The sequence below is a fragment of the Planctopirus sp. SH287 genome, from assembly GCF_056500625.1.
In genome coordinates, this window is sequence record NZ_CM151403.1 from 3331556 (window position 1) to 3357237 (window position 25682).

A 25682-nucleotide genomic window follows, 5' to 3' on the forward strand; every position below is an offset into this window, starting at 1 on the left:
TTCCGGCTCGTGTTGTTGCTCGACTTGTGGCCAGGGCGTTAAAAACCTTCAGCCGAATCGGCAGGCGGGAGTCTGCCCTACTGCTATTTGGTTTTCTTCCACACATGGAGCCATTGGCCACTGTCTGGCGCAGTAGAAAATGTGGACGGTCGATCCTTACCGTGCGCAGCAAACACGCAGCGGAACTCTTCCCCTTTGAAATCGTAAATTCCAAGGCAGCTTTTACCCTTATTTGGTCCGCTGTCGTCACTGATGTCGATTGTCTTCGGGGTCTTCGACGGATCGACCTTTTGCGTACCTGTGATCTTCTCTTTATCGGGGAACGTGACGGTGTAGTGGCCGTCTTCAATGACTAACTTTCCCCCCTTGAGTTGTTTTTCCGTGAGTGCTTTCCCATCGGCCTCGCCGCTGACCAATGTCCATGTCCCTTCAAAATCCTTACCCCCATCCGCAGCGAACAAGAGGTTCGCATAAGACAATCCACACACAGTAAGCATCAACAACGTGAAGACTCGCATCGGTTGTTCCCTCTAATCTCTAATTTCCACTGCTGGACGTTCGCAATCTTGCCGCGCAACAAGTGACGCCCAGCGTTGTTTGTACCAGATGTACAACATACTGACGATGTTGAATTGGACTTACCCATGAAATGTGCCACTTTCACCCCGCGTCCCCTACCAACGAGCCGGAAGCGTAAGCGACGGACACTCGCATTAGCAATTTCACAATCGGCAGCGAGATCGATTCAAGAAAAATGTTTTGGTTCGGAGGGGTGCTGAAGAGGAACTTGTGGCGGTGGAGTGATTAATAAGTCATGCCCGTCGCTGTAAGTCATGCCCGTCGCTGACGCTTCCGGCTCGTAGCGTTTCAGCGTGGCATGCTGGGGCTTTTTAGTTGATCTGCGCAACGCAACGTGGGCTATAAATTGTGGGCTATAAATCGAACATGGGACGTTCAGCCGGTGGTTTGTTGAGTTGTTCTACCAGTTGGCGAATCTTCAATTCGCTGGAAAGTTTCTCCTGCAACCAGCGCTGACGCTCTCCTTCACGGATGGCGTCGGCCTCCGCCTGCGCGATCGCCCGCGTGGCAAGTTCTGTTTCTCGACCACGAAGTGTCTCGTCCCGCTCGGTAATCCAGCGTGTCATCTGCTGGCGTTCCTGCTGGAACTCGAGGCGTTGCTGTTCAAATCGTTCAAAGGCCGCCCGCATTTCCTGGCGCTGTTCTTCGATGGAATCCTGCAGTGTCTCATAATGCTGAGCCAATGAGATCCGTGCCCGTTCCACGCGTTCTCTTGTCCGTTGTTCGCCTTGTCCTGACGAAAGCTGCATCCAGGTTTCTTCCAAAGCCAGACGCAGTTCCAATGTCGAGCGATGGGTCATTTCCAGTTCTGCCCGCAAGGCTTCCAATCGCACGCGGCGAGTTTCCAGACTTTCCGCATGCAGCGTGAGAAGTTCCTGCTGACGTCGAATCTCGGCCTGCTGGAGCGAGCGTTCCTGATCCCACGCCTGCTGCTCCATCAAGAAGCTCTGGCGATCCTTATGAACGGTGTTTTCAATCGCACCGCGTTGCTGCGCGAGCAGATCCCGCTCGCGCGTCAGTGAGCGTTCTTTTTCATCCAGAGCTTCACGATAAGCCGAAAGCTGGCGTGCTCGCCGCTCCAGTTGCATGGTGTCTTCTTCGAGACGCTGGCGCTCCAGTTGGCGGGCTTGCCGGAACTGATTCTGTGCCGTCTCAAGCTCTTGCTTCACCTTTTCCAGATGATCCTGCTGGAACTTGAGACGGTTATCGAGAATGGCTCGTTCGCGATGGAAGTTCTGCTGCTCCAGTGAGCGCTCTTGCTCCCAGGCGAGTTGATCTTCTCGTAAGCGTGCGGCGTGTTCTTCTCGGAGGGCACCGAATTCCTGGAGCTGTGCCTGCCGTGCTGCACTGAGTTCATTATCGATTTCACCCAGAGCGCGATCATAAATCTGCTTCTGTCGATCCAGGCGTTCACGCTCGGCATCGCGTTCAACAACCCAGTCGGTCTGTTGCTGTTCAAATTTGAGGCGTTGCTGTTCCCATTCGTCGGCCAGATTTTTCCAGAGTGATTCTCGCTCGGCCCGGAATTCCCGCTCCTGCTTTTCGGAGCGGTCGGCGAACTGCCGCTCCTGAATCTCGATTAACTGGCTGAGTTGCTGTTGGCCGCGAAGCAGTTTCTCCTCACCTTTGGCTAGTTCGGCTTTACGGTTGGCGAGTTCGGCTTCGGCTTGTTGCCGCAATTGCGAGCGCTGCCGCTCGACTTCGCCAGCGGCGGCTTCAAGCTCCCGGCGACGTTTTTCCAATTGGCCGACCTGAGATTCAAAGCTTCCCCAGCGAATGGCGACTTCACGTTCGCGTTCCCGCAGCTCCAGGTCACGTTCATGCAAGCCCGATTGCTGCTGGGCCATGAGTAACCGAAAGTGTCGTTGATCTTCTTCAAACTGCTGAATCTGGATCGCCACCAGTTCTTCTCGCCGGGCGATATCACCAATCTGGGATTGGAGCGTTTCGACGAGTTGGCCCGCCTGCCAGAGAATCTGGGAGTCCGGGCGTTGAGCCGCTTCGGGGCGAGGTGCAGGTTCGGGCTTTGCCGGCGCCATCAGTTCATCGGAAGGCGCGAAGGCAGCCCGCGTTCCCCGCATGGCGAAATGCGGCCCGTCAAACCGCTGAGTGAGTTGCCCATCGACAGTGCGTGTCCCCACTCGCTGCGACTCCGATGCAAAAATTCCATCAGAGGAGGACGAGGTTTCTGGAGCACTCATGTGGGAATCCTTTCCCGAAAAAAAACGCGATGACGATCCGTTGTGGCCGTCTTTCAATCACAACGGCGGCTCAATCCCTTCGGAGATCTCCACTTCCCTGGATCTCGGGGGACAAAGCTTCAAAACCGCCAGTATGACGCAAACCGGCCAGAATCGACAATGAGACTTTCCCGGACATTGGCCATAAACTGAGGGAGAAGCCGCAATTTCTGCCGAAGGAAAACCTGAAAACTGTGGCAAAACGTCTGATCCAACAAGATTTGGTTATGCCTTGGACGTTTTTTGGCAGGCATAATCGGTTGAGTTCTTATTGGGAACGTCGATTGCCCCCTACTTGGTACTGCGTGCCGCCTTGTCCCTTCTGCGTGAGCAAGGGGTTGTTGGGCCGGCGATTGATGCACGCGACAAGATTGATCAGATGGTGAAATTGGTCTGATCTTTGCGTCAGGCTTTGCTATGATGAGTTCGCTGATTGAGACGTTGCCTCAGGGTTCGCACGAAACTTGGAAAGTCTTTTGTGAGCGATGCCACGCCTGTTCCTGAGTCATCCCCTAATCACAACCCTTCACGCGGCGAGGCAGCAACGGCCAGTTCATTGCCGACTTCTCAAACAGAACGTGTCACGTCAGTCGATGCGTTCTCCGTTAAAGATGTCAGCATCAGCCCACACAAACATTCGTCTTCTGAGGCCGATGTTTCCAGTGTTTCCGACCCCACTTACCGGGCACTGGCTGCTGACCGGATTGTGGAAACGGCTGAACGCCTGGAGCGTCGTATTGCAGAGCGTTTTAGTGAAGCTGGCTTGCGACAAGTGGCCCGGGAGGTGACGTTGCTCAGCCGGGAAGCGATGGCCACTGCGGAACGCATTGCCCGGCCCAATCTGCTCCTGCGGATTTTGCTTTGGATCACACTCGGTGCGATTGCCTTCCCTGTGGTTCGCCTGTTGCAGTCGTCGAGATATCACATGGATGGGTTGGAGTTCACGGAAGTTCTCCAGATCTTTGATTCGGCTTCGCAAAGCCTGATTTTTCTCAGTCTGGCGGGAGCATTCCTGTTCAGCCTGGAAAGCCGGCTCAAGCGACAAAAACTGCTCACCGCGATTCGGGAGCTTCGGTCGCTGGCACACATTGTGGACATGCACCAGTTGACCAAAGATCCGGAAGCCGTCATTCGCGGGGGAGATAAGACGCTTTCTTCTCCGGATCGAATTCTCGACCGATTCAAGCTGGGGCGCTATCTCGATTATTGCAGCGAATTACTCTCTCTGATCAGCAAGATCGGTGCGATCTATGTGCAGCATTTTCCAGATTCGGTTGCCCTGGCGGCAGCTGATCAACTTTCGGGGCTGACCAATGATCTGTCCCGGAATGTCTGGCAGAAGATCATGATTCTTGATCAGGTGGCAGCCCGGGATGATGACTCTCCCTCGTTGAATTCTCCGCCTCATTAAATGGATCGGTCATTGTACCCGGCATGTACCGGGGATGGTACAAAGAGTGTAATCGTCCAAGGCTTGACACGTTGATGACTCGAAAGGGATTTGATGTCCGCTGTTCCTGAAGTGGGGAGCAAAGCTCCTGCATTCGATCTGCCCGCTTATCCTCAAGGCCGCTATAAGCTCAGTGGTCTTAAGGGGAAGTATGTCGTGCTCTACTTCTATCCTCGCGATAACACGCCCGGCTGCACGACGGAAGCCTGCGACTTTCGCGATCGCTACGAGACAATCACAGACGCTAATACCGTTGTGCTGGGAGTGAGTACAGATTCTGTAGAGTCGCATCAGAAGTTTATTGATAAATACGAGCTTCCATTTCCTTTGCTGGCGGATGAAGACCACGCGATTGCCGAGAAGTACGGCTTGTGGGTTGAGAAAAACAATTACGGCAAGAAGAGTATGGGTTTGCAGCGGGCAACATTTCTGATTGATCCGGCTGGGAAGATTGCCGCCGTCTGGCCCAAGGTCAAGGTGGCGGGGCACGCCGAGGCGGTGGTGGAAAAAATTCAGGAACTCAGCGCCTCCTGAGAAAAACCGGGTTGATTTCAGTGAAATCTGATTGAAAACGGCTGTTCGGTGAGGGTCTCCTGAAAATTTGAACCAAAATTTCGCGGTTCCTTGGCAAAAACGGTCTTGTCGTTTGGCTGATCTCATTGAATAATTCTTTTAGTTCGCACAAACGTAGTGCGACGGCAGTCCGGCTGGAGACGTGATCGGAGGTGACCCCGATCGAATCTGGCAGACTAAAAAATAGTTGTAGAAAGGAGGTGGTCGTTTGAATTGTCTTAGTTCTAGTCGCCAGCGAGGTGGCAAATCCTAGTGACAGTCGACGGACTGGCTTAGAGCCACCGTCTCGTAGCGGCCACGTCCATTGAGTGATGTTCTGCGAATTCAATTCTTCGTGAATCCGAATTCCATAGAGAATACTCAATAGTGACTTCGCACGAGCCTCGGGGTTGAAGATCGCAAGGTCTTCAACCCCTCGCTCTTTATATAGAGCGGAATTTTCTCATCTGGCACCGCGTGCTACTCTTTGCTGCGAAAGTACGCGCGAGGTTTTCTTGCCCCTTCTCCCGTTCTGACGGGAGAAGGCCGGGATGAGGGCAAGCTGGGATTCAAAAGACTTGCCATGGATTTTGGTAAAAACGGATCCCATTCCAGAGCTTCCCCAGAGGAATCGAGCGGTATCTAAGAAAGATCTCGAAAGCCCCGGCAAGACGTAACGAACCAGGCATCACCTCAACGGGATGAAGGATGCGTCGCACGTGTTTTATCAAACGTTTCGGTGATGAGATCTCCGATTTCACTGGCCAGAGAATTGATCTTTCCCCGACCGTCGGGATGCAGGCGGCTGGAGAGTACACAGACAAATAGCTCCCGTTCGGGATCGATCCACAGGGATGTGCCCGTGAAACCTCCATGTCCAATCGAGCCTTTTGAAAAGAGCCTGGGGCGGTTACTCGAATAGGGGGATTGCATGTCCCAGCCGATGGCTCGTGTGGCTTGGGTGACTTTTCCTTCTGTCAAAACGGGAACAGTGTGCGGAGCCAGCATGAGCCGGGCTGTTTTCTGCGAAAAAAGCCTGGGCTGATTGAGAACAACATTATCTGGCTGCATCGAGATGAGGATCGCTCTAGCCAGGGCGGCGACACCTGCCACATCGGAAAAAAGTCCGGCATGGCCGGCCACGCCACCCAGTTTGGCTGCGCGCGGATCATGCACAATTCCCCGCGGGCCTTCTGTAGGAACCAGAATGTCACTCCACTCAGCAGGTGGCAGAAAAGTGGTGTGGCGAAGCCTCAGTGGCTGGTAGATCTCTTTGGAACAGAAACGATCCAGAGTCTGGCCACTGACCTTTTCCACCACCTTTCCCATCACCAGCAGTCCCACGTCGGAGTAAACGAAGCGCGTGCCGGGAGGTTGACGTAACCGAAGGCTCGCGATCTTCTGCCAGGCAACTTCCGGCCCTTGCGTGTAGTCAGCCAGGGAGTTGTCGGCAATTAAACCGGAGCGATGCAACAGCAGGTCAACGGGCGTGATCATACCCTTGTCTTCAACAGCGAATTCACTCCAGACCTTGGCAATGGGAGTTTCCAGATCGAGTTTTCCCTGATCGACCAATCGCATCACCGCCAATGTGGTCGCCAGAGGTTTGGTCAGCGACGCCAGATCAAAAACATGCTCTGTGGTGAGAGGCTCCGCTTTCGGTACGAGTTGACGATGTCCGACGGCGCCCAGCAGCAACGTCTGGTCAATCGTCCCGGCCATCACCACGGCGCCGGGAATTTCGCCCTGTTCAATAGCCTGTTGCAGTTTCTCGGTGAGGATCTTTTCCAAAGACGCGTAAGCCGGCGGAGTCAGCGACCAGGTCACCGGGAGAGGAGAGACGCGAGAACTGTCATTCTTGCCGGCGTTTTCATCTGCGTGTGGAAAAGTCTCAGCAGCAAGAGGTGTTGCTCCCGTAACCCACAACAGTACCACGCAGTAATAAATCAGTGAGCTTTTCATCCACAGTGCCATGCTTGCAGCTTTGGAAAAACATGTTTACGAGATCGTCAACTCGCTATTTCAAGTTGCGATTCGTATGAAATCGGAATCCATATGACCAGGTGGTGCTCAAGGATAACATGTCTCTATTACTATATAACTTTTGCTTACGAAGAGGCCGAGTTCTCAGGCGGACTTCTAAAGTGGAATTCCTTCACTGGCTGAATCGACGGTGTTTTCAGGAAGTCCGCTGGGTTGATTTTTTGCTGGCGGCGAAGGGGGGACTGGTTCGATCTTTATCTGACCCGGCAAAAATAATGACTCACGCAGCCATTCTCTTTCCTCCTTATCGACAAGGGGCGATGCCGTTCCTCGGGCTTGTAGATCGGCTTGTTCAAATTGCCGGAGAGATTGCTCGTAATGCTCCCCCAGAATGGAGTTGGCGACTTCCGTTGCCAATGGTTCCAGATTTTCCCGAATCAGTCGCCGCCAGTGTTCGCCCGCTGCCTGCTGAAGCTCAAGGCTATAACGGTTGTAGTTGACGGCCTGGAGAAGGGCACTCCAGGCATCAATGGGGCGTCCTTCGGCCCGTAATTCTCGTGAAAGCTCCAGCCATGCCCCCGGGAGGAGAGGATCGCGGTCGACGGCCAGACGCAACCGATTCATCGATTCTGCCGGAGAAATTCCTTCACGACGCGACATGTACCAGTGGTAGCGTCCCAGCCAGACAGGGTGGATGGCAAAATAACCTGTCGTGATTGATAAACCGATAACGACGGGGATGGCCGTTATCGATAACCAACGGGGTGCCCCATAAAGCAATCCCAGGGCGAGTCCCCACACCAGGCCACTCACATGAGCGGTGTTGGCGATGTTGAGTATGTCCAGAGCGGAGAGTCCTGCGATGACTCCCATCAGCAATAACAGAAAGATCCATTGAGAATCGGGAAGGGCTTTCACCAGTTCCGGATGAAAGCGTCTGGCGATGATCAAAAATCCCAGCAGGGCATATAAACCTCCAGAGATTCCCACAACGCTTTGGCCCCAAAGCTGTTCGGTACAGATGGAAAAAATGGTGGCTGAGCCGAGAAATAGCAGGTATCGCCCTTTCCCCAGAACTTGTTCAACCAGTGGCCCCAGCAGTATCAGTGCCCAGAGATTGAATGCCAGATGAATGAGATTGCCATGATGAAAACCGGTGATGAGTAATCGCCACCACTCCCCTTGCCAGAGTTCAAATGGGCCATAGAGTTCGGGGGTGACATTCCGCCAGACTTGATCCACCTGCCGATAAAAACTGAGCGTGGTGATGGCTCCCCAGTGGCGTAGCCCCTCCTGTGGTTCCTGAATATCGGGGAAGTGAGCCAGCCCGAACAGCACCACAATCAACAGCATGACGGCTGCTGTGGCGGGCGAATGCCGCAGGAACGCAGCCGCTCGTTCACCAAACGGGATCCGGGCGGGGAAGTCGGTCAAAGGGGAACCGTTCACTCGCGGGGTTCCTTGGGCTGTGTGGACGGCGAGCGTGGTTCCTGAGCATTTTCGTCTGGTGGAGAAGAAGTCCCAAGCGACCCGCTCTCGTCGTTCAGTAATTCCGGTTTCATCAAGCCGGGAAGAAAGTGGATTTCTTCGGTCGTCTCTTCCATTCCCACGGTGGTGGCGCGGTTGTTTTCCCGCCGGGTTTTCGTGAGGAGTGCTTGCAAGGTTTTCAGGTTCGTGGGTTTTGTCAGATGGAGATCAAAGCCGGACTCGTGACTTTGCCGCCGGTCTTCCGGTTGTCCAAAACCAGTGAGCGCAACCAAAGTGGGATTACGAGAACATTTCGCGCGAATTCTTCGTGCGACTTCGTACCCATCCAGATTCGGCATGGCGATATCAAGAAAGACAAGATCGTAGGCACCAACCACGATTTGCTCGATGGCCTCATGGCCATCAAAGCAGACATCAGCCGGCTGGCCAATGGCTCTGAGCATCATGGCCAGAGTTCTGGCACTGGCTGCCACATCGTCAACAATCAAGACCTTGAGAGGAGTGGCAGTCTCAGGTGCTTGTCCCCCGGCGGGCTGATTTTCTGCAAAGTTCATGTTTACGGATGATGGAGCAGAGATCGCGTGATTGCCCGAATCAGCTGCGTCGACTGGAGAAGATGGAGTGGGGTCTGGTGGAGCGGCCGAGCGGGGGAGAATAACGGTGAAAATGCTGCCTTTGCCCATTCCTTCGCTCTGGGCGGTGACGGTTCCTCCGTGAAGTTCGGCCAACGACCGAACCAGCGTGAGGCCAATCCCAAGCCCCCCTTGAGCACGGTCAAGAGAACTGCCAACCTGTTCAAACATGCCAAAGACACGCTCTAGCATATGGGGAGGTATGCCTGCGCCGTTATCTATTATCTGAATTTCGACCAAATGACCACGCGCTGACATACTGAGTTGAATCTGTCCTCCGGCGTCGGTGTATTTCGCAGCGTTGTTCAAGAGGTTGCCGACAATCTGCACCAGGCGTGTGACATCAGCGTTCACCCACACGGGTTCATCAGGAAGATGAATGGCCAGTTGGTGCCCTGCGTTCTGGATGATGGGAGCCGCTGCTTCCAGTGCGGATTTGATACAATCTCTGGCGTCAAGAACTGCGAGACGCAACCGAATTTTGCCCCCTGTGATGCGAGAGACATCCAGCAGATCGTCAATCAAACGCACCATCTGCTCGATCTGTCGGCCGAGCATATCGCGGAGTTCGTTGAGTTCATCGTGTGAAAGAGAGGAGGCCCGCCAGGCTTCAATAGCGTTGGAAATCGGAGTCATGGGATTGCGAAGTTCATGCGAGAGCGTGGCAAGGAACAGATCTTTGCGACGATCGGCAATCTGAAGTTCCTGCTGTGCCTTACGAAGGTCGTCAATATCGGTCATGGTGCCGATCATTTCGACGACTTCTCCCGCGTTATTGACCTGAGGCACACCTCGTAACAGATGCCATCGGGGAACTTTGTCCCGATTGAGTAGAGGCAATTCAATTTCACACGTTTCAGGTTGAATTGAAGCGGCAGACCATTCTTTGGCGACTCGTTCCAGGTGATCGGGCGGGACGGCACGGATCCAACCCATCCCGCGGGTTTCTTCCGAGGTCAGCCCTGTGTACTCATACCAGCGGTCGTTGCAGTAGAGATTTCCTTCACCGGGGCGGGCAATCCAGACAATTTGTGGCGACGCATTTGTGAGCATGCGATAACGCTGCTCAGCAGCACGCAATTGCGTGAGATTGATTGTGTAGATGGCGACTTCGCTGTCTTCGTCATCCAGCAGCCTTGTCGCTGCGACCAGAATCGGCACGCGAAGCCCATCGGGAGTGATGATTTCTTTTTCAAACGGACGGCAACGACCGGTTGTCCGCAATTCTTGCCAGGCGCCCGTGTCCAAGCCGGAAAATTGGGGTGGGGTGATGTCCCCCCAGCTCAGGTCGGCATCCTGAAAAATTTCACGCGAGTAACCGATGGTTTCCAGATAGGTGTCATTAGCATCAATAATAAGCCCATCTCTGTTACAGAGGGCCATTCCGACCAGGCTGCTGTCAAAGGCACGTCGAAAACGCTCATCACGCCGCCTTAGTGCCTGCTCTGCCGAATGCTTTTGCGAAATGTCCCGGAAGACAAGCACGGTTCCCTGAAGACGACCCGAGGAACTCCGGATGGGGGAGGCTCTGTCATCAATGGCCACTTTGGAGCCATCCAACCTGATCAGCCAGGATGTTTCCGACTCGACAATTTTCTGGCCCGTGCGCAAAACGCGATGGACAGGATGCTCTCCGGGAGTACTAGAACCATCGTTCGAGGTTTGAAAGACCTGTTCGACCGGTCGGCCAATGACTTCATCTCCGACCTGTAGAAGACTTTTGGCCACATCATTGAGCAGAGTGACACGTCCGCGGGAATCGGTGGTGATTAATCCATCTGCCACGCTGTGAATCGTGACCCGAAAATTTTCGCTGGTCAGTCGAGCGGAATGTTCTGCCGAGATCCGGGCCGCCAATTCTCTGTCGACCGATCGCCAGGCACCGATGGCCACGCCAATGGAGATAAACACGGCCAGCATGCTGGTCATCAAAGCCGCAAAGTAACTGAACTCGACTCCTGCGGTTCGCTTGGCCAGGAGATCACGTTCCACTTCCAGCATCTGATTCACAATAAAATGAATATGATCCATCTGTTGTTTGGCCCGACCGGTGCGCGCAATTTCCAACAGCGAGCGATCACCTTCTGTGCGTAAGGCAACGAGAGCAGCGGTGGCGATATTCAAGCGTTCGGCAATCAACGGTCCCAGTTCGGTCAGTCGTTGTGATTGCTCCGTGTTATCAGAAATGACGGCAAAAAGAGCACGATAGGTGCCCGGGAGATCTTCCAAAGCTTGAATGCCACTGACTAAATAGCTGGATTCCTGTGTGATCACAAACCCGCGGGCGCTGGATTCAAAAGTGACCAATTCCTGCTGCAGGCTTCCTAAAAGTCGAAGCACTTCAAAGGTATGGGAAACATCACGCTGTGCGTCAAACAAACGACCAATGTTCACCGAAGAGACAAAACCATTCACGGCCAGGAGAATAATCACCAACACAAGGTTGATCGAAGAAATACGTCGCTTCATGGCCGGCATTGATGGCTCCCGCATCAGACTGAGAAGGCTCTCATGGCATAGCGTAACAAACCGTCACTCCCGCGGAAAATCAGCGGGTTGGCAATGCAGTGCACAATTGTGTGGAGAAAATTTCGGAAAGCGATTCCGGCAATAAACTCGCCAGGTGGCCACCTCCTCTCGGTCAAGACGGATCAATTCTTGAAGAAGGCCACCAGATACACTGCGACAGATTGGCAAGATGTGATATCCTCCGCGTGATCGATTACTCATGGGGTGGCGACAGTGAGACTGTTGTGTTTTCCCTCGCCCCCTTCAGGAAGTTCTCACATGTCCATTGCAACCCGTGCAGAAACGCCTTTTGCCAAAACCAAGATTATTGCCACCGTGGGGCCGGCCTGTTCATCGCTGGAAAAGCTCCGGGAACTGGCGATTGCTGGTGTCGACATTTTTCGGCTGAACTTCGCTCACGCCAAGTATGACGTTCTGGAAGAAGTGCTTAGCTCGATCTACAAAATTTCCGAAGAACTTGGCGTTCCTCTGGGGGTGCTGGGTGATTTGTCTGGCCCGAAAATTCGCCTGGGGATACTCCCTGAAGAGGGCATTCGTTGCCGGTACGGGGCGACCTTTGAATTTGTGCGCCAGATCACAACCGGTGCAGAAAACCAGCTGACTTGTACGTATGAGCAACTGATTGACGACTTAAGGCCAGGAGATCGCGTTCTTCTGGCTGACGGAACCGTCTCCATGAAGGTAGTGGATCAGGATGCTCATCTGGGAAAAGTGACTTGTGAGGTGACACAGGCGGGTGTGATTCGCTCCAAACAGGGAGTGAACCTTCCCGGAGTGGCTTTGAGCACTCCTTCGTTGACAGTCAAGGATCGTCAGGATCTTCAGTGGGCACTTGATCATCAGCTTGACTATATCGGGCTGTCATTCGTCAGGTCATCACAGGACTTGCGAGATCTGCGGAAAGTCATTGCTGAGCATCCCACAACAACCCCGCCCTGGATTGTTGCGAAAATTGAAAAGGTGGAGGCGATCAATGATCTGGAAGCAATCATCGGTGAAACTGATGCCGTGATGGTGGCACGCGGTGATCTGGGTGTGGAGGCCGATGTTGATCGCGTGCCTGTGCTGCAGAAGCGAATCATCCGCATGTGCAACGAACACCGCATTCCGGTGATCACCGCGACCCAAATGCTGGATAGTATGCAGAAGAACGAGCTGCCGACACGGGCTGAAGCGACTGATGTTGCTAACGCGGTGCTGGACGGAACTGATGCAGTCATGTTGTCCGGAGAAACCGCTGTGGGTGATCATCCCGTAGCGGCTGTGGCAATGATGGGACGAATTGCCGGGCATGCTGAGCGCTTGCTTGACCCGCGTCAGTTTGTCGACAAGCTGGCACTTCCTCGTAACCGGGCGACAGCGATCACCGAGGCAGTCGTGCATGGTGCAGGGAACGCCGCTGAACAACTGGGGGCGAACCTCATCGTTGTCGCGACACGAGGCGGAAAAACGGCGATGGCGCTGTCTCGTCAGCGTGGCAGCGTGCCGATTCTGGCGCTCACTGATCGCCCCGAGATTGCCCGCCGCATGAAGCTGTACTGGGGTGTGACGCCTCTGGCGACAGAAGCCGTGAAATATCCACCCAGCGAATTGCTCGATTTCGTTTCCAAATACGGCAAGCAGCATGGATTGTTGTCATCGGGCAGTAAGCTCGTCCTTGTCGGTAACTCCGATTGGGAACAGGAATATCACGACGTTATGGTCGTGCATGTGATGCCTTAAGGAAAACAAGCTGAAAAACAGCCGGCAAGCCACACTCCTTCGCGAAGCATCGGGCGGCGTAGGGAGTCAGTTGTTATGAGTTGTTTTGTTCATTGACGATGGGGTCTTACGCCGCCCAGGGTGATGATTCTTGTTGGCTGGAACATCAGTGATTGCCGAGTTGGTGAGAGAAGTTGGCAATCCTCAGGCTGAGGCGCGATCGATGGCGATTGCGCCCCACTCTTTCCCCAAGGCCGCTCTTTCCAAGCCAAGGTGTGAACAAAACAACACTTTCCACTGGCCAGTTTCTCTTTGAAATTGGGAAGAAATGCGGTTCGTGACTGAATCGACGGGCCGGGTTTTCATTTGTTAAGGTCTTTTCTCACGGGAGACCAGCATTCGGCTCCCGGCTGTCGTATCATCGCCAGAGTGGGAACTTGGCACGGAGATATCTCCGCCCGGGATTCCAGTGGCTGTTGATCGAATGTTTGCTCCTTTTATTGCAACGTTTTCATCCTTGAGGGCTGACATGTTTTTATTGGCTGCTTCCAGTATCGAGCTGGCGAATAGTACCTCCAATTGGGTGGCATTTGGCATCGGGGCGCTTCTGATGTTTGCGGGCCTGATGGCGTACACCTATGGAACCAAGGGGGGGATTATTGCCCGGGCGACGACGAAGGAAGCGGTTAGACAACCCGTCTTCTGGCTCTCGATTGCCGCCACGGTGGCATTCCTGCTGATCAATACCTGGCTGCCGTTTTATTCGCTGGGTGAAGACGTAAAGATGCTCAAAGAGTGCGGACTGACCACGATCCTGATCTGTGGACTTCTGATCGCAACCTGGACAGCCAGCACCAGCATTGCCGACGAAATTGACGGCAAGACGGCGATGACACTTCTTTCCAAGCCGATCAACCGCCGCCAGTTCATTCTCGGGAAGTACATCGGGATTCTTCAGACCGTCCTCCTTTACATGATCCCGGTTTCGATCATTTTTGGATTACTGATCCTCTACAAGATCGGCTACGACGCCCGCGAGTCGAGCAAGGAAATCCCTGAGATTGCCCAACGTATTCCCGACGTCCTGCAAATGATCCCTGGTCTGGTGCTGACATTCCTTGAAGTGGCGATTCTGGGCGCAGTGAGCGTCGCAATCTCGACTCGCCTCCCCTTTGTGGTCAATATGTCGATCTGCTTCCCCATCTATGTGATTGGTAACCTGACACCTCAGCTGGTGCAGTCGGGGGCGATTGGCTTTGAGTTCGTGGCTTTTATGGCGAAACTGATTTCGACCATCCTGCCGGGACTCGAATGGTTTAATATGAGTACTGCCATTTCGACGGGAACAATGGTTCCACCGCTCTATCTGGCCATGGCGACGCTGTATGCGTTCTGTTACATCGCCGCGAGCATTTTGTTGGCATTCATTCTGTTTGAAGATCGCGACTTGGCCTAACCGCTCATGCGGTTTCCCTTTTAACTGCAGGGTTCTGGCGGCGTAAGAACCCTGCTTTTCAGGACAAATGACGTCCATACGCCGCCACATTGACCCGGAAACGGGTCTAAAAACCACGGGATCGAGGTGCGAGATGCCGATGTACGTGTATGAAGAAGTGCTGCCCGATGGAAGTGGCGGAGCACGGTTTGAGATTCTTCAATCCATCTCAGCCGAGGCACTGAGCGTTCATCCTGAAACGGGAGTGCCAGTCAGGCGTTGCCTGACATCAGCGAGCATCGCACGCCCCTGGAGCCAGCGTTCCGATACCACCAAGCTGGCCGATAAGAACCTTGAAAAAATGGGCTTCACCAAGTACGTCAAAGGAAAAGGTGGCTACGAAAAGACCTGCGGCGATGGCCCGGACATGATTCGCAAATAGCGTCCGGATAACGTCTCTATCACGACAGCCTGACCGCTGGAAATCTTGTGCAGAACCCCTCTGAGATCCTGCCCAAATCACCCTCTCCCGCTTGCGGGAGAGGGCCGGGGTGAGGGGCATTTAACTATCCATGTTTCAGATAGCCATCGATAAGCCCTCGTCGATGACAACATGCTCCCGTTCCACAGAGAGCCACACATTCCCCCTCATCCGGCCTTCGGCCACCTTCTCCCTCAGGGAGAAGGATTGGAGAGTTTCAGCCTCGCGTGTGCAACAATTCTGAGTCGTAGGTTTAAGCCTTGACCAGCCCCATGTGTCGCAGCAGGGCTTCGGGGCTGGGTTCACGGCCACGGAAATCACGGAAGATTTCCATCGGATGTCGGCTGCCACCCTGGGCAAGGATCGTGTTGCGGAATTTTCGCCCCACCTGCCCAATCGCGGCTTCGTCATCCAGGCCAGCATCTTCAAAGGCGCCGAAGGCATCAGCCGAGAGGACTTCTGCCCATTTATAACTGTAATATCCGGCGGCATATCCCCCGGAAAAAATGTGCTGGAACGAGCAGAGTGAACGATCTTCCGGAATCAAAGGAATCACGGCACATCGCTCGCTGATCCGCCTTTGCACATCGAAGGGCGTTTCGTCTCCGGAAGGGTCATACTCGTGATGGAGTTCCAGGTCAGTCAGGCTGAACAGCAATTGACGCAGCATCATAGATCCTGCGCGGTAAGTGCGAGCTGCCACGATTTTATTGAAGAGATCTTCGGGGAGTGGTTCACCAGTTTCAAAATGCCGTGTCATCCCCATGAGTACCGGCTTGTGATAGCACCAGTTTTCCATGAACTGACTGGGGAGTTCGACCGCGTCCCACTCGACACCATTGATCCCCGAGGCATCAGGATGATCGATGATGGTCAGCATGTGCTGTAAGCCGTGACCAAACTCATGAAACAGCGTTTCCACTTCACGAAAGGTCATCAGCGCAGGACGTGAACCCACGGGAGGAGTCTGATTGCAGACCAGATATGCCACAGGCAATTGTAATTCACTTCCCACCCGCTGACGCAGCATGCAGGTGTCCATCCAGGCACCTGCCCGCTTGTTTTCCGGACGCGAGTAGGGATCGAGATAGAAAGCGGCAATTTTCTGCCCACGCTCATCCAGGACGTGATAGAACCGCACGTCGTCACACCATAAGGAGACGGGTTCCCGGGCCTGTTCGATGGTGACACCGAATAGCCGGTGAATGAGGCCGAAGAGGCCTTCGAGCACTCGTTCAAAGGGGAAGTAAGGCCGGACTTGCTCATCGGTGAATGAATAGCGATTTTCACGCAAACGTTCGGCCCAAAAGGGGACATCCCAAGGCTTCACTTCATCGGATTCCCCTTGTGAGACCTTAAAGGCCCTCAGTTCAGCGAGATCTTTTTGCCCCGCTTCCCAACTGGTGTCGCGAAGTTCATTGAGCATCTGCCGGATGGCGTCGACACTGGGAGCCATCTTGCGCATCAGGCTAATTTCTGCGAACGAATCCTTACCGAGCAAGAGGGCTTTTTCTTTGCGAAGTTTCAGCAATTCCCGCATCAGCGGTTTGTTATCACGTTCCCCGGTTGAGGCCAACGTCATGAACGCACGATAGACCTGCTCGCGGAGATCACGACGTTTGGCATGCTCCATGAATGGGCCGTAGACGGGGAAGTCGAGCGTGACGCGCCAGGGGCCAGTTTCTGCCGTGGCTTTGGTCGTGCTCTCGGGATTGGCACGATTCCACGATTGAGCGGTTAAATAGCGGAGCGTGGGGGTGAAGCCGGCAATCTCGTCTTCACTGGTCAGATCCAGTCCAAACGCTTTGACTTCATCAAGGCAATTGTTCATGAACTGAGTGCTGAGCTGAGAGAGACGTTCTTCGATTTCACCAAATCGTTTTCGCTCGTCGCCGCGCAAGCCAATCCCTGCCAACTCGGCATCTTTGAGTCGGTCTTTCACGATCCGTTTTTGTGCCGAGGAAAGTTTTTCCCACTCATGCCCATGAGCGATGGTGGAGAGCGCCTTGAAGATCGGCTCACTTTGCCGAACCCGCAGGCTGTAGCGAACGACTTCAGGATTCACTTCTTCATAGGCTGTGCGCAGCTCGGGACTATTGCGAACGCCGAGCAGATGTCCCACAGGCCCCCAGCTCCAGGCAAAGGGCCGTTCCATCGCTTCAATCGGGGTCATCAGTCCTTCCCAGGTGGGCTGAAGATGCGATTCAATGGCATCCAGCTGGCGTAACGCCTGCTCCAAAGTGGCCCGCACCGCAGGGACGACATGAGTCGCATCGATCCGGGCAAAATCAGGCAGCCCGCTGGTGGCAAGCAGGGGATTGTCGGTGGCAGCAACAGTCATAGCAGTCTCCGGAAGGGCACATTAAGGCCAGATGATCACTCTCTATGAACAGAATAACGTGCGAGTGCGCGGCTGTCTCATCGATCCCACATCCCACTGAGGGATGACTTCCGGGAAACATGATGAGTTCGGACGAAGGTCAGTCGAAATTCTGGAGTCAATAGCCGGCATCTGGCAAGGGAACGGCAGGATCTGCCAGAGAGTGCCAGAAACGTGTCCATGGGGGCCACTTGAACCTGAATTCTGGCAAGACAATGCGACCTTTCCTTCATACCTGATGGTTTCTTATTCCGAATAGACGAGTGGGTGCTTCCGTTTCCCACCTCGCGCCCGTCCTTTCGGCAGTTCTTGCCAGCCTCTCAATTTCAATGGTTTCAACATGCTGACATCGATCCCGTCTCGACAGCTGGATGCAAACTCCCTGCCTGCACAGTCACGTTACCGAGTCTGGCTGACTCGGATGTTGACGGCGATGTGCCTTTGCCAGGGAGAGCTTCTGATCGAGGGAGAGATCCTCGCTCGCGACCCGATTATTCCACTGAATAACGGGCCGAAACAAGTGTCACCTCACCATACCAATTCGGGCTATGGAGTGAATGCTCCTGCCGTCGGTGATCAGCAGGGATCAGGCCCCAGGGTCAAACTCCAGCACTGGGGTTCCCCCTGGCAGAAGGTGTTTGATCAACTGGCGGAAGAGACCGAATCGGAATTAATTATGGAGCGCGTTCCCACGGGCCGCTTCACCCGTATTGATAAACAGGAATACTCGCGACCAGAAGCGGTGCGAATTCTTAATAAGGAAATCGAGCCACTGGGCTTCCGTCTGGTGGAAAAAGGGCGATTCCTGATTCTGATGGATCTCCCCAGCATTCGTCCCCGGTATCAACCCGCCGAGATCGCCTCAACCTCACGTCCTCCACAAGCCCAGCAGCCCTACGGTCAGCAGCCGTATGCCCAACAACCGTATGGTCAACAGCCCTATGGCCAGCCACCTTACGGGCAGCCACCTTATGGGCAACAGCCATATGCGCAACAGCCATATGGGCAACACCCTTTTGCCCAGGCTCAGGGGCAACCTGCTCCGCCCATGATGCAGCCTGGCACGATTCAGCAGGTTGGCGGTCAGCCGATGGCAGGAATGTCCAACGCGGGAGCATCGCCCTTTGGCGCTCCTTCGGGCGGAATCATTCAGGCCAATCACGAGGCTCAGGGAATCGCTCCCGGACAGATCCCTGCACCAGCGGGAACATCCCACGCCAATCATCCGCTCATGCAGCCGGTCGCTCCACCGGCCACACATCCCATGCTCGCCAGCGAGATCAAGCCCGCAGTCAAGAACGAGGCACGGCCGAACGTCGCCATCGCCTTCAAACCACGACAGCACAAGGCCACAGAACTGGCCAAGGTTCTGTATCGTTCGCATAAAGAAAGTGCTCGACTGATTGATGCCGGGCGTTCTGGAAAGCCCGCGTTTAGCGTCTCTCGCATACCGTCTAAGACACAGCCAGCCATTGAATTCATGGTCAGCATCGATGATGACCGCGATCAGCTTTATATCGATGGCAACGACGTCGTGGCCCAAGGGGTGGTCGACCTGTTGACATCATTGGATACCAAAGGTGATTGGCCAAGCGACGCACGAATCGTAACCACCACACCCAATGCCACAATCCTGCTGGCTCAATTCCGCCCCGACATGGAAAAGATGACGCGGCAGAAACGAATGGTTGTTGCCCAGGCAGAAACTCCTGGTCGTCAACCCCCTGCGAACAATCCTTTCGATGAGGCACCCGCAGCACAGACGCCGCCACGGGCCAGAGATGGAGCCAGAGATGGGGCCAACGCGATTGGCCCGCAATCCCCCATTGCCGATGTCGTCACCAACCTCAAAGGCGACGTGAACATCGAAGCCATTGGTGATCTGGGTGTCCTGATTCTTCGCGGCAACGAAGCCGATGTGGAACAAGTGATGCGTGTCGTTCGCGAGTTGGAAAAGCTCAGCGAAGCCACAGCGCCCCAGTTGCATGTCCTCTATCTGCGACACACCGATTCCCCAGCCATGAGTGAGTTGCTGACGCTGGTCTTTGACAGCCTCGCGAAATTTCCTGGCCGGGCGACACAGCCTCGCCAGAACGTCGCGCTGATTCCAGTGGACACGCCAAACGCCCTGATCATTGTGGCACCTAAAAGTGACCTTGATGCAATATTGGAATTGGCTGAAGAACTGGATCAGCCGACAGATCCCGAGTCAGAGTTTGAAGTGTTCAGCCTGAAGACCGCCGTCGCCACGCAAGTGGTGACGAACATCACCGCTTTCTATGCCACACGAGTGGGCTTGGGTGCTCGTGTTCTCGCGATTGCCGATCCTCGATCAAACTCAGTCATTGTGCGGGCACGTCCTCGTGACCTGGATCAAGTGAAAGCGTTGATTGCCAAGGTTGATAGCGACGAAATGGCCGCCGTGAATCAGGTCAAGATTATCCCGTTGAAGAACGCCGTCGCGGTCGAGCTTTCCGCCGTGATCAATGCGGCCATTCAAAGCGTACTTTCCCCGCCTTCCAATCAAGCGGCCAACCAGGGAGGGGCCGCGACAGGTCTGGGCGGAAATCAGGTGGCAGAAGAGTTCCGTCAGGTTCGCCCGGCGATTCTTCAGTTCCTCGCAACAGATGGTAACGCAAGAAAAGCCCTGCGTTCTGGCATGTTGTCAGATATCCGCATCACTCCTGACACACGAATGAACAGCCTGGTGATCGCCGCTCCTGAACAGAGCATGCCATTGCTGGAAGAGTTGGTGCGTCAGTTGGATCTCCCCACAGCTGCTGTGGCAGAAATCAAGGTTTTCACACTGACCAATGCCGACGCCACACAACTGGTGACGCAATTGCAGCAGTTATTTGCTCCCGGTTCTCAACAGGGGGGCGGCAACAACGCCCTGCGTCAGCAATTGGGATTGGCAGTCGCAGGGGCTGATGATGCCTCAAGCAACCTGATTCCACTCCGCTTCAGCGTCGATTCGCGAACGAACAGCATCACAGCCATCGGCGGGGCAGAAGCCCTGCGCGTGGTCGAAGCGATCCTGTTGCGATTGGATGAATCCGACTTGCGGGAACGCAAAAACGTGGTGTTCAAACTCAAGAACAGCCCGGCTCTCGCTGTCTCGCAGGCCATTACGCAGTTTGTGAATTCCCAGCTTCAATTGTCACAGCAAAATCCCAACCTGATCAGCACGATTGAGCAGTTGGAAAAGGAAATTGTCGTGGTGCCAGAAACAGGCACCAACAGCCTGCTGATCAGTGCGACACCTCGCTATTTTGAAGAGATCATCCGACTGGTTCAAAGTCTGGATGAAGCTCCGAAACAAGTCATTATTCAGGCTCTGATCGTCCAGGTAACATTGGATAACGTGGATGAGTTTGGAGTCGAATTGGGCCTCCAGGATTCTGTTCTGTTTGATCGCAGCGTGGTCGATGATCTGGTGACATTGACCGAGACCACCACGTCTCCCAACGGCACGCAGACAACGACTCAACGCGTGATCTCCCAGACGGCTGCCCCTGGTTTCAACTTCCTCAATCCGAATCAGCCACTGGGTAACAACACCACCGTGAAACCCGGTGCCGTGGGATCACAAGGTTTGTCGAGCTTCTCGCTGGGACGCGTCAACAGCGACCTGGGTTATGGCGGTCTGGTGCTGTCAGCAGGGTCAGAATCGGTCAACGTGCTGATTCGCGCTCTTGCCTCACGCCGCCGCTTGCAGGTGCTCTCGCGACCACAAATCCGCACGCTGGATAATCAGCAGGCCCAGATTCAGGTCGGCCAGCAGGTTCCGATTGTGGATGGGGTGCAGATTGGAGCCACCGGCTTGGCGAATCCTCAGATTCGTCAGGATAATGCCGGTATCATTCTCACAGTCACGCCACGAATTTCGCCCGACAATACTATCGTGATGGAAGTGATTGCGGAAAACAGCCAGTTCCGTGGCGGTGGAGTCCCCATCTTCACCGATGCCACCAACGGAAACGTGATTGAGTCCCCCATCAAGGATATCAGTGCCGCTCGTACGGCGTTGAGTGTGCCTAACGGCCAGACAATCGTCATGGGCGGTATGATCACCTCGGCTGATGAAACCAGCGAACGGAAAGTCCCTTTCATCGGGGATATCCCCATTATCGGGCACATCTTCCGCTATGACAGCAAGAGCCATATTCGTACCGAACTGCTGATCTTCCTCACGCCACGAGTCATCTCTTCGGATGCTGACTCGGAATTCATCAAGGACGTGGAAATGGGCCGGCTCCACTTTATCGAATGTGAAGCCGAAGAAATGCACGGCCCCTTGCGTGCCATCAATGCTCCTGTGATGGGTGAACCCGATTGGATTAACGAGCTTCCTCCTTCGGCTCTGCCGGCGGATTCCATTCCAGCAACACCGGGAATGAAAGCTCAACCCACACCAGTGGCCCCAGAGCTATTGCCACAACCACCAGTTCCTCAAGTCCCGGGACAGGCAAAAAATGTTCGGCGTGATCCTGCGATCATCCAGGCAAGTGCGACCGAAGGAATGGAAGATCCCTATGGCGATTTGCCAAACGACACAACTCGCATGAAGCCTTCGCAGGCATCAGCCTCCGGTACAACATCACAGTATTCCCCCAAGGCAGGCTCTTCAGGAGCGGAAACCAAAAGTGCTGAGGCCAAAAACCCCGGCAAAAAATGGAATCCGTTCCGCAGATAATCCAGCAAACACGGTCTTTTGCCTGTCACTTTAATCAGTGCAGATAAAAGACGCTTCAGAGTTCGATTCTTCGCAGCCCGCTTCCCATCTCACTGCCATTTCAGTTTTTAACATGGAAACCACGATGAAACTTGCCCTGAACGTTTCTTCGAAGCAGCTTTCAGCGTGGTGGTGCGGACTGAGGCAGGTTTCAGAAATGCTGCCATTGACACGAAGCCAGCTTGGCCGATCTTTGGGTCTGGGATTGCTGATTTTGGCGACCATGCCCTTCTCGGGTTGCACCTCGTTAATGACAGCAGGGTGGCCAAAAACGACTGAGAAAGTTCAATACGCTAATGCGCAAAATCCCGTCGGACAAATTGTCTGCCTGTGGAATCCGGCTGAGGGCCGTGATCCCGATGGCAAACCTTGTCGCGGGTTCGCTGGCCAGGTGATGTTTATGTCTGCCCGCTCGGGGGTACCGATGGCGGTTAAAGGGGACGTTCGTGCCTATGTCTTTGATAACATCGGAACCATTGAAGAACAGGCCAAGCCGGTTCATCAGTTCGATTTTGATTCCCAGATCTGGGACGCTCATAGAAAATCGAATACGCTGGGGCCGGCCTACAACGTCTTTATCCCTTACATGAGAAAAGGGAGCCATGCGGCGGTCTGTAGCTTGAGAATTCGCTTCATTCCTGAAGATCGCAAGACCCCTCTCTTTTCCGACATGATCTCTGTTCGCTTTGAAGGGAATCAGCCAGCCAGTGCCTCTGCTGCAATGGATCTCCAGCGGTTTGTCGGCCCCGCCTCGACTACCAATGGCAAGGCGCAGCTTGCAATGAAGTCAGACGGGACTGCGAATGCTCCTGAGACGGCAAAGAAGGCGGTCAGAACAACCACCATTGCGATCGACTCAAATCCAGCGGCACGTGGGAGTCAGGCATCGGAATTGGCGGCTTACTCCGAGATGATGGCTGCTGGTCAGGCTGCGATGAATCCCGCATCCGCAGTCCATCCATTAGCGGCGAGCGACCTTGCCCCCAGGGGCAACCAGTCACTAAACCCCGCGAGAATGACAGAAGCACCGACAAGTCAACCGGCCTCTTCCCGCATTCGTACGAAGTCAATTTCGAGCCATGATCTGCTCCCTGATGAACAATCACCAGGCATCGTGCAAGTCGGCTATGAAGAAGCCGGCGCCTCGATTTCACTGGATGATCACTCCCTACCCACAGCAGGGCAGATCCCATCCGCCACAGAAAATGCGACACAAGGTGAAAGCAACGCCTCGAATGAATCACATCGCCATCCCCTGGCCAATGATTAGTGAGAAGAGACCGCAGTCTGGATGAAGGAGCTAGCGTGGTTCGCGATAGAAAGATGTCGATGACTACCTACTTCGCAGTGTTTTACCTTAATTAGTATTGTGGGTTCCGGTTTCAGCAATTTTATTAAAGAATAGCTTAAAGACAGACAAAAAACTAATTTAATAAGCGCCCGGCAATTGGCACGAGATTTGCGCCACCCAGAAGTGAGATATCAATCTGACCTCTGGGGAACCAAATCATGCAGGCTCACTTGCCTGATACCATCTGTCAGTTTGCCATGGAACTACTACCGCCGCAATCTCCTCCCGGACGTTGGGGTGGCAGGCCGCAAATTGCCAATAAGACGGTATTGAAGGTCATTTGGTTTGTGCTCACAGTCGGTTGCCGCTGGAGAGATGTTCCTCGGGAGAAACCGCTCGCCTGCGACTGGCTTACTGGTTCGCTTGAACGACCTGGAGGAACGGGGCCTCTGGCAGAAATTGCACCAGGCCATTTTGAACAAGCTGCAAAAACATCAGGCACTGGATCTAGAGGTTGTGGTCGTCGATTTGAAGCATGTCAGGGCTTTTGGCAGAGGGGCAGAGAGTGGCCCCAGTCCCGTAAACCGCAGAAAACCAGGCACAAAACACATAACCATGACCGACGGAAAAGGAACACCACTGGCGATGCTGGCCACGGCGGGAAACAGGAGCGACCAGAAGTGCCTGCTGCCAACAGTGGAGCAATTTCCTAATGTGGCGGGCATTCCTGGTCGTCCCAGGAAACGCCCCAAACGCCTGTATGCTGTTGCGGGTTACGATAGCGAACCGACTCGAATTGAACTGAGAAATCGGGGCATTATTCCCTACATCCGCCGCAGAAAGACGGAACATGGGAGTGGGTTAGGGAAAATCCGCTGGGTCGTCGAGAGAACGAATAGTTGGCTGGGAGGGTTACGAAGATTCCGGATCCGCTACGACCGGCATCCGGTGATCATCTCTGCCTGAAACCACCTGGCCCTAACCGCCTTGTGCTATGCAGTTCTTGTTCGTTGCACTAGCTGAAACCATCTATTAATGAGTTTTTTTACCAGCCTCTTAAGACCACATAGATACATAAGATCTGCTTGCAGGTAGATAGACAGTGGTGGTGTTTATCTCGTGGTGGCGCCTTGTGACTTTTGAGCTGTGGTCCGCCCACTCCCATCGGAATGGGCGAGGGGGAAAATCTTTTTCGCTCTCGTAGGGTTTGGGCGGTGTTTGTCGTAAGGCTGGTGATTGATTTCTCTATCGCCTGGGGAGTTTCAAAGCAGCCGGGGGTTTTCTTTATCGGCTTACTGCTGAAATAGTCGTTCCATGTCTTCAAACAACTGACGACGGACAAATGACAAACATCAAGCCGCCATGGCTGATAGCATTTCTTCCGCCACCGCATGAATATGTTCCGCAGACAGACGCTGCAGGTTCTCTGAGTATCCGACCAGCAGGGCAAAGTCGCACAGCCGATTGATGCGGCGTGGCACACCAGCTGCCAGCAGGTGGATGGCTTGCAGAGCATCAGGGGTGAAAATCTCCGCTTTTCCCCCAGCGGCTTTCAACCGGCAGATGACATACTGTGTGGTTTCTTCCTGCGTAAGAGGCACCAGCAGGCATTTGAATGCCAGTCGTTCATCGAGTGGTTTCTGTCGTCGCAAGGCACTGACCAGTTCCAACTGACCAGAGAAGATGGTGACCAGTTCCATCTTGCCGGGTTGCGAGAGATTCATCAGCGATTGAATGGTGCCAAAGACTTTTCGGTCTTCAATCAACTGGGCATCATCAAACAGTAGAACCGTTTTGACTCCCTGGGTCGTTAAGGCTTCAAGGCGTCGTTCGATGGTTTGCAGATTAGTGTCCATGGCGTTGGTTTCCGCATGGTCGACACCTTCGGGAGAAAGCTTTGAAGCGATGTAGCCCAAGAGTTCAGAGGAGGTGAGTTGCGGAAAGAGGATCGGGACAAATCGGACACGAGCGCTGCTTTTATTCTTCCGATGGCTTTCTTTGAAGTCGCGGGCCAGAACTTCCAGAACCGTGGTTTTGCCTAAGCCAGGTTGTCCAGCCAGCAGGCCGGCCCCTTTCGAGGTTTCCACGAGATATCGAAGTTTCAGCACAGCGGCTTGATGCGATCGGCTTTCCAGAAATCCCTGTGCGGGAAGTTCACCACCGAATGGGGCACGATCCAGGTTCCAATAAGCTTCGTACATGTTTC

The 25682-nt window shown here is 54.2% G+C and carries 15 protein-coding genes; 8 read left to right on the forward strand and 7 right to left on the reverse strand.

Annotated elements, in window-relative coordinates:
• Positions 1 to 83 precede the first annotated feature (83 nt).
• Together SH287x_RS12350 and SH287x_RS12355 are read right to left on the reverse strand one after the other, a co-directional pair.
• Positions 84 to 518 (reverse strand): TIGR03067 domain-containing protein, encoded by a 435-nt coding sequence (locus tag SH287x_RS12350; protein ID WP_479514618.1) that lies wholly within the window; start codon positions 516 to 518, stop codon positions 84 to 86.
• 414 nt (positions 519 to 932) lie between these two features.
• The gene (locus tag SH287x_RS12355) at positions 933 to 2780 is read right to left on the reverse strand and encodes a coiled-coil domain-containing protein (protein WP_479514619.1); all 1848 of its coding nucleotides are present in this window, start codon (positions 2778 to 2780) and stop codon (positions 933 to 935) included.
• A gap of 517 nt (positions 2781 to 3297) precedes the next feature.
• On the opposite strand from SH287x_RS12355, the gene SH287x_RS12360 reads away from it, so the two are divergent.
• Together SH287x_RS12360 and bcp are read left to right on the forward strand one after the other, a co-directional pair.
• Positions 3298 to 4230: a hypothetical protein gene (locus SH287x_RS12360; RefSeq protein WP_479514620.1), complete on the forward strand. Its 933-nt coding sequence runs from the start codon at positions 3298 to 3300 to the stop codon at positions 4228 to 4230.
• Between the two features lie 93 nt (positions 4231 to 4323).
• On the forward strand, positions 4324 to 4803 hold the full coding sequence (gene bcp, locus SH287x_RS12365) for a thioredoxin-dependent thiol peroxidase (protein ID WP_479514621.1): 480 nt from the start codon (positions 4324 to 4326) through the stop codon (positions 4801 to 4803).
• A gap of 711 nt (positions 4804 to 5514) precedes the next feature.
• On the opposite strand, the gene SH287x_RS12370 is transcribed toward bcp, so the two are convergent.
• The 3 genes from SH287x_RS12370 to SH287x_RS12380 all read right to left on the reverse strand — a co-directional run bounded on the left by SH287x_RS12370 (position 5515) and on the right by SH287x_RS12380 (position 11402).
• Positions 5515 to 6795, reverse strand: a complete 1281-nt coding sequence (locus SH287x_RS12370) for a serine hydrolase domain-containing protein (protein ID WP_479514622.1) — start codon at positions 6793 to 6795, stop codon at positions 5515 to 5517.
• Between the two features lie 165 nt (positions 6796 to 6960).
• Positions 6961 to 8253: a rhomboid family intramembrane serine protease gene (locus SH287x_RS12375; RefSeq protein ID WP_479514623.1), complete on the reverse strand. Its 1293-nt coding sequence runs from the start codon at positions 8251 to 8253 to the stop codon at positions 6961 to 6963.
• Positions 8250 to 11402: a PAS domain S-box protein gene (locus SH287x_RS12380; protein WP_479514624.1), complete on the reverse strand. Its 3153-nt coding sequence runs from the start codon at positions 11400 to 11402 to the stop codon at positions 8250 to 8252. The genes SH287x_RS12375 and SH287x_RS12380 overlap by 4 nt, the downstream gene beginning before the upstream one ends.
• A 309-nt stretch (positions 11403 to 11711) precedes the next feature.
• Here SH287x_RS12380 and pyk point away from each other — a divergent pair, with 309 nt between their 5' ends.
• The 3 genes from pyk (at position 11712) to SH287x_RS12395 (ending at position 15031) form a co-directional block, all read left to right on the forward strand.
• Positions 11712 to 13175, forward strand: coding sequence for a pyruvate kinase (gene pyk / locus SH287x_RS12385; protein WP_479514625.1), 1464 nt, complete (start codon positions 11712 to 11714; stop codon positions 13173 to 13175).
• A gap of 508 nt (positions 13176 to 13683) precedes the next feature.
• Positions 13684 to 14610 (forward strand): ABC transporter permease, encoded by a 927-nt coding sequence (locus SH287x_RS12390; protein WP_479514626.1) that lies wholly within the window; start codon positions 13684 to 13686, stop codon positions 14608 to 14610.
• A gap of 133 nt (positions 14611 to 14743) precedes the next feature.
• On the forward strand, positions 14744 to 15031 hold the full coding sequence (locus SH287x_RS12395) for an FmdB family zinc ribbon protein (RefSeq protein WP_479514627.1): 288 nt from the start codon (positions 14744 to 14746) through the stop codon (positions 15029 to 15031).
• A 292-nt stretch (positions 15032 to 15323) separates the two neighbouring features.
• Here SH287x_RS12395 and SH287x_RS12400 read toward each other — a convergent pair whose 3' ends face one another.
• Positions 15324 to 17411, reverse strand: a complete 2088-nt coding sequence (locus SH287x_RS12400; protein WP_479514628.1) for a M3 family metallopeptidase — start codon at positions 17409 to 17411, stop codon at positions 15324 to 15326.
• Between the two features lie 379 nt (positions 17412 to 17790).
• Here SH287x_RS12400 and SH287x_RS12405 point away from each other — a divergent pair, with 379 nt between their 5' ends.
• From SH287x_RS12405 to SH287x_RS12415, 3 genes are all read left to right on the forward strand, one after another.
• Positions 17791 to 22146: a secretin N-terminal domain-containing protein gene (locus tag SH287x_RS12405; protein ID WP_479514629.1), complete on the forward strand. Its 4356-nt coding sequence runs from the start codon at positions 17791 to 17793 to the stop codon at positions 22144 to 22146.
• A 124-nt stretch (positions 22147 to 22270) separates the two neighbouring features.
• Complete coding sequence (locus tag SH287x_RS12410) at positions 22271 to 23455, forward strand: hypothetical protein (RefSeq protein WP_479514630.1); 1185 nt, start codon at positions 22271 to 22273, stop codon at positions 23453 to 23455.
• A gap of 366 nt (positions 23456 to 23821) precedes the next feature.
• A complete protein-coding gene (locus SH287x_RS12415; protein WP_479514631.1) occupies positions 23822 to 24442 on the forward strand; it encodes a transposase in 621 nt (206 codons plus the stop codon).
• 386 nt (positions 24443 to 24828) lie between these two features.
• Here the strand turns inward: SH287x_RS12415 and SH287x_RS12420 are convergent, their stop codons facing one another.
• Positions 24829 to 25677 carry an ExeA family protein gene (locus SH287x_RS12420; RefSeq protein ID WP_479514632.1) on the reverse strand — a complete coding sequence of 283 codons (849 nt, stop codon included), beginning with the start codon at positions 25675 to 25677 and terminating at the stop codon, positions 24829 to 24831.
• Between the last annotated feature and the right edge of the window lie 5 nt (positions 25678 to 25682).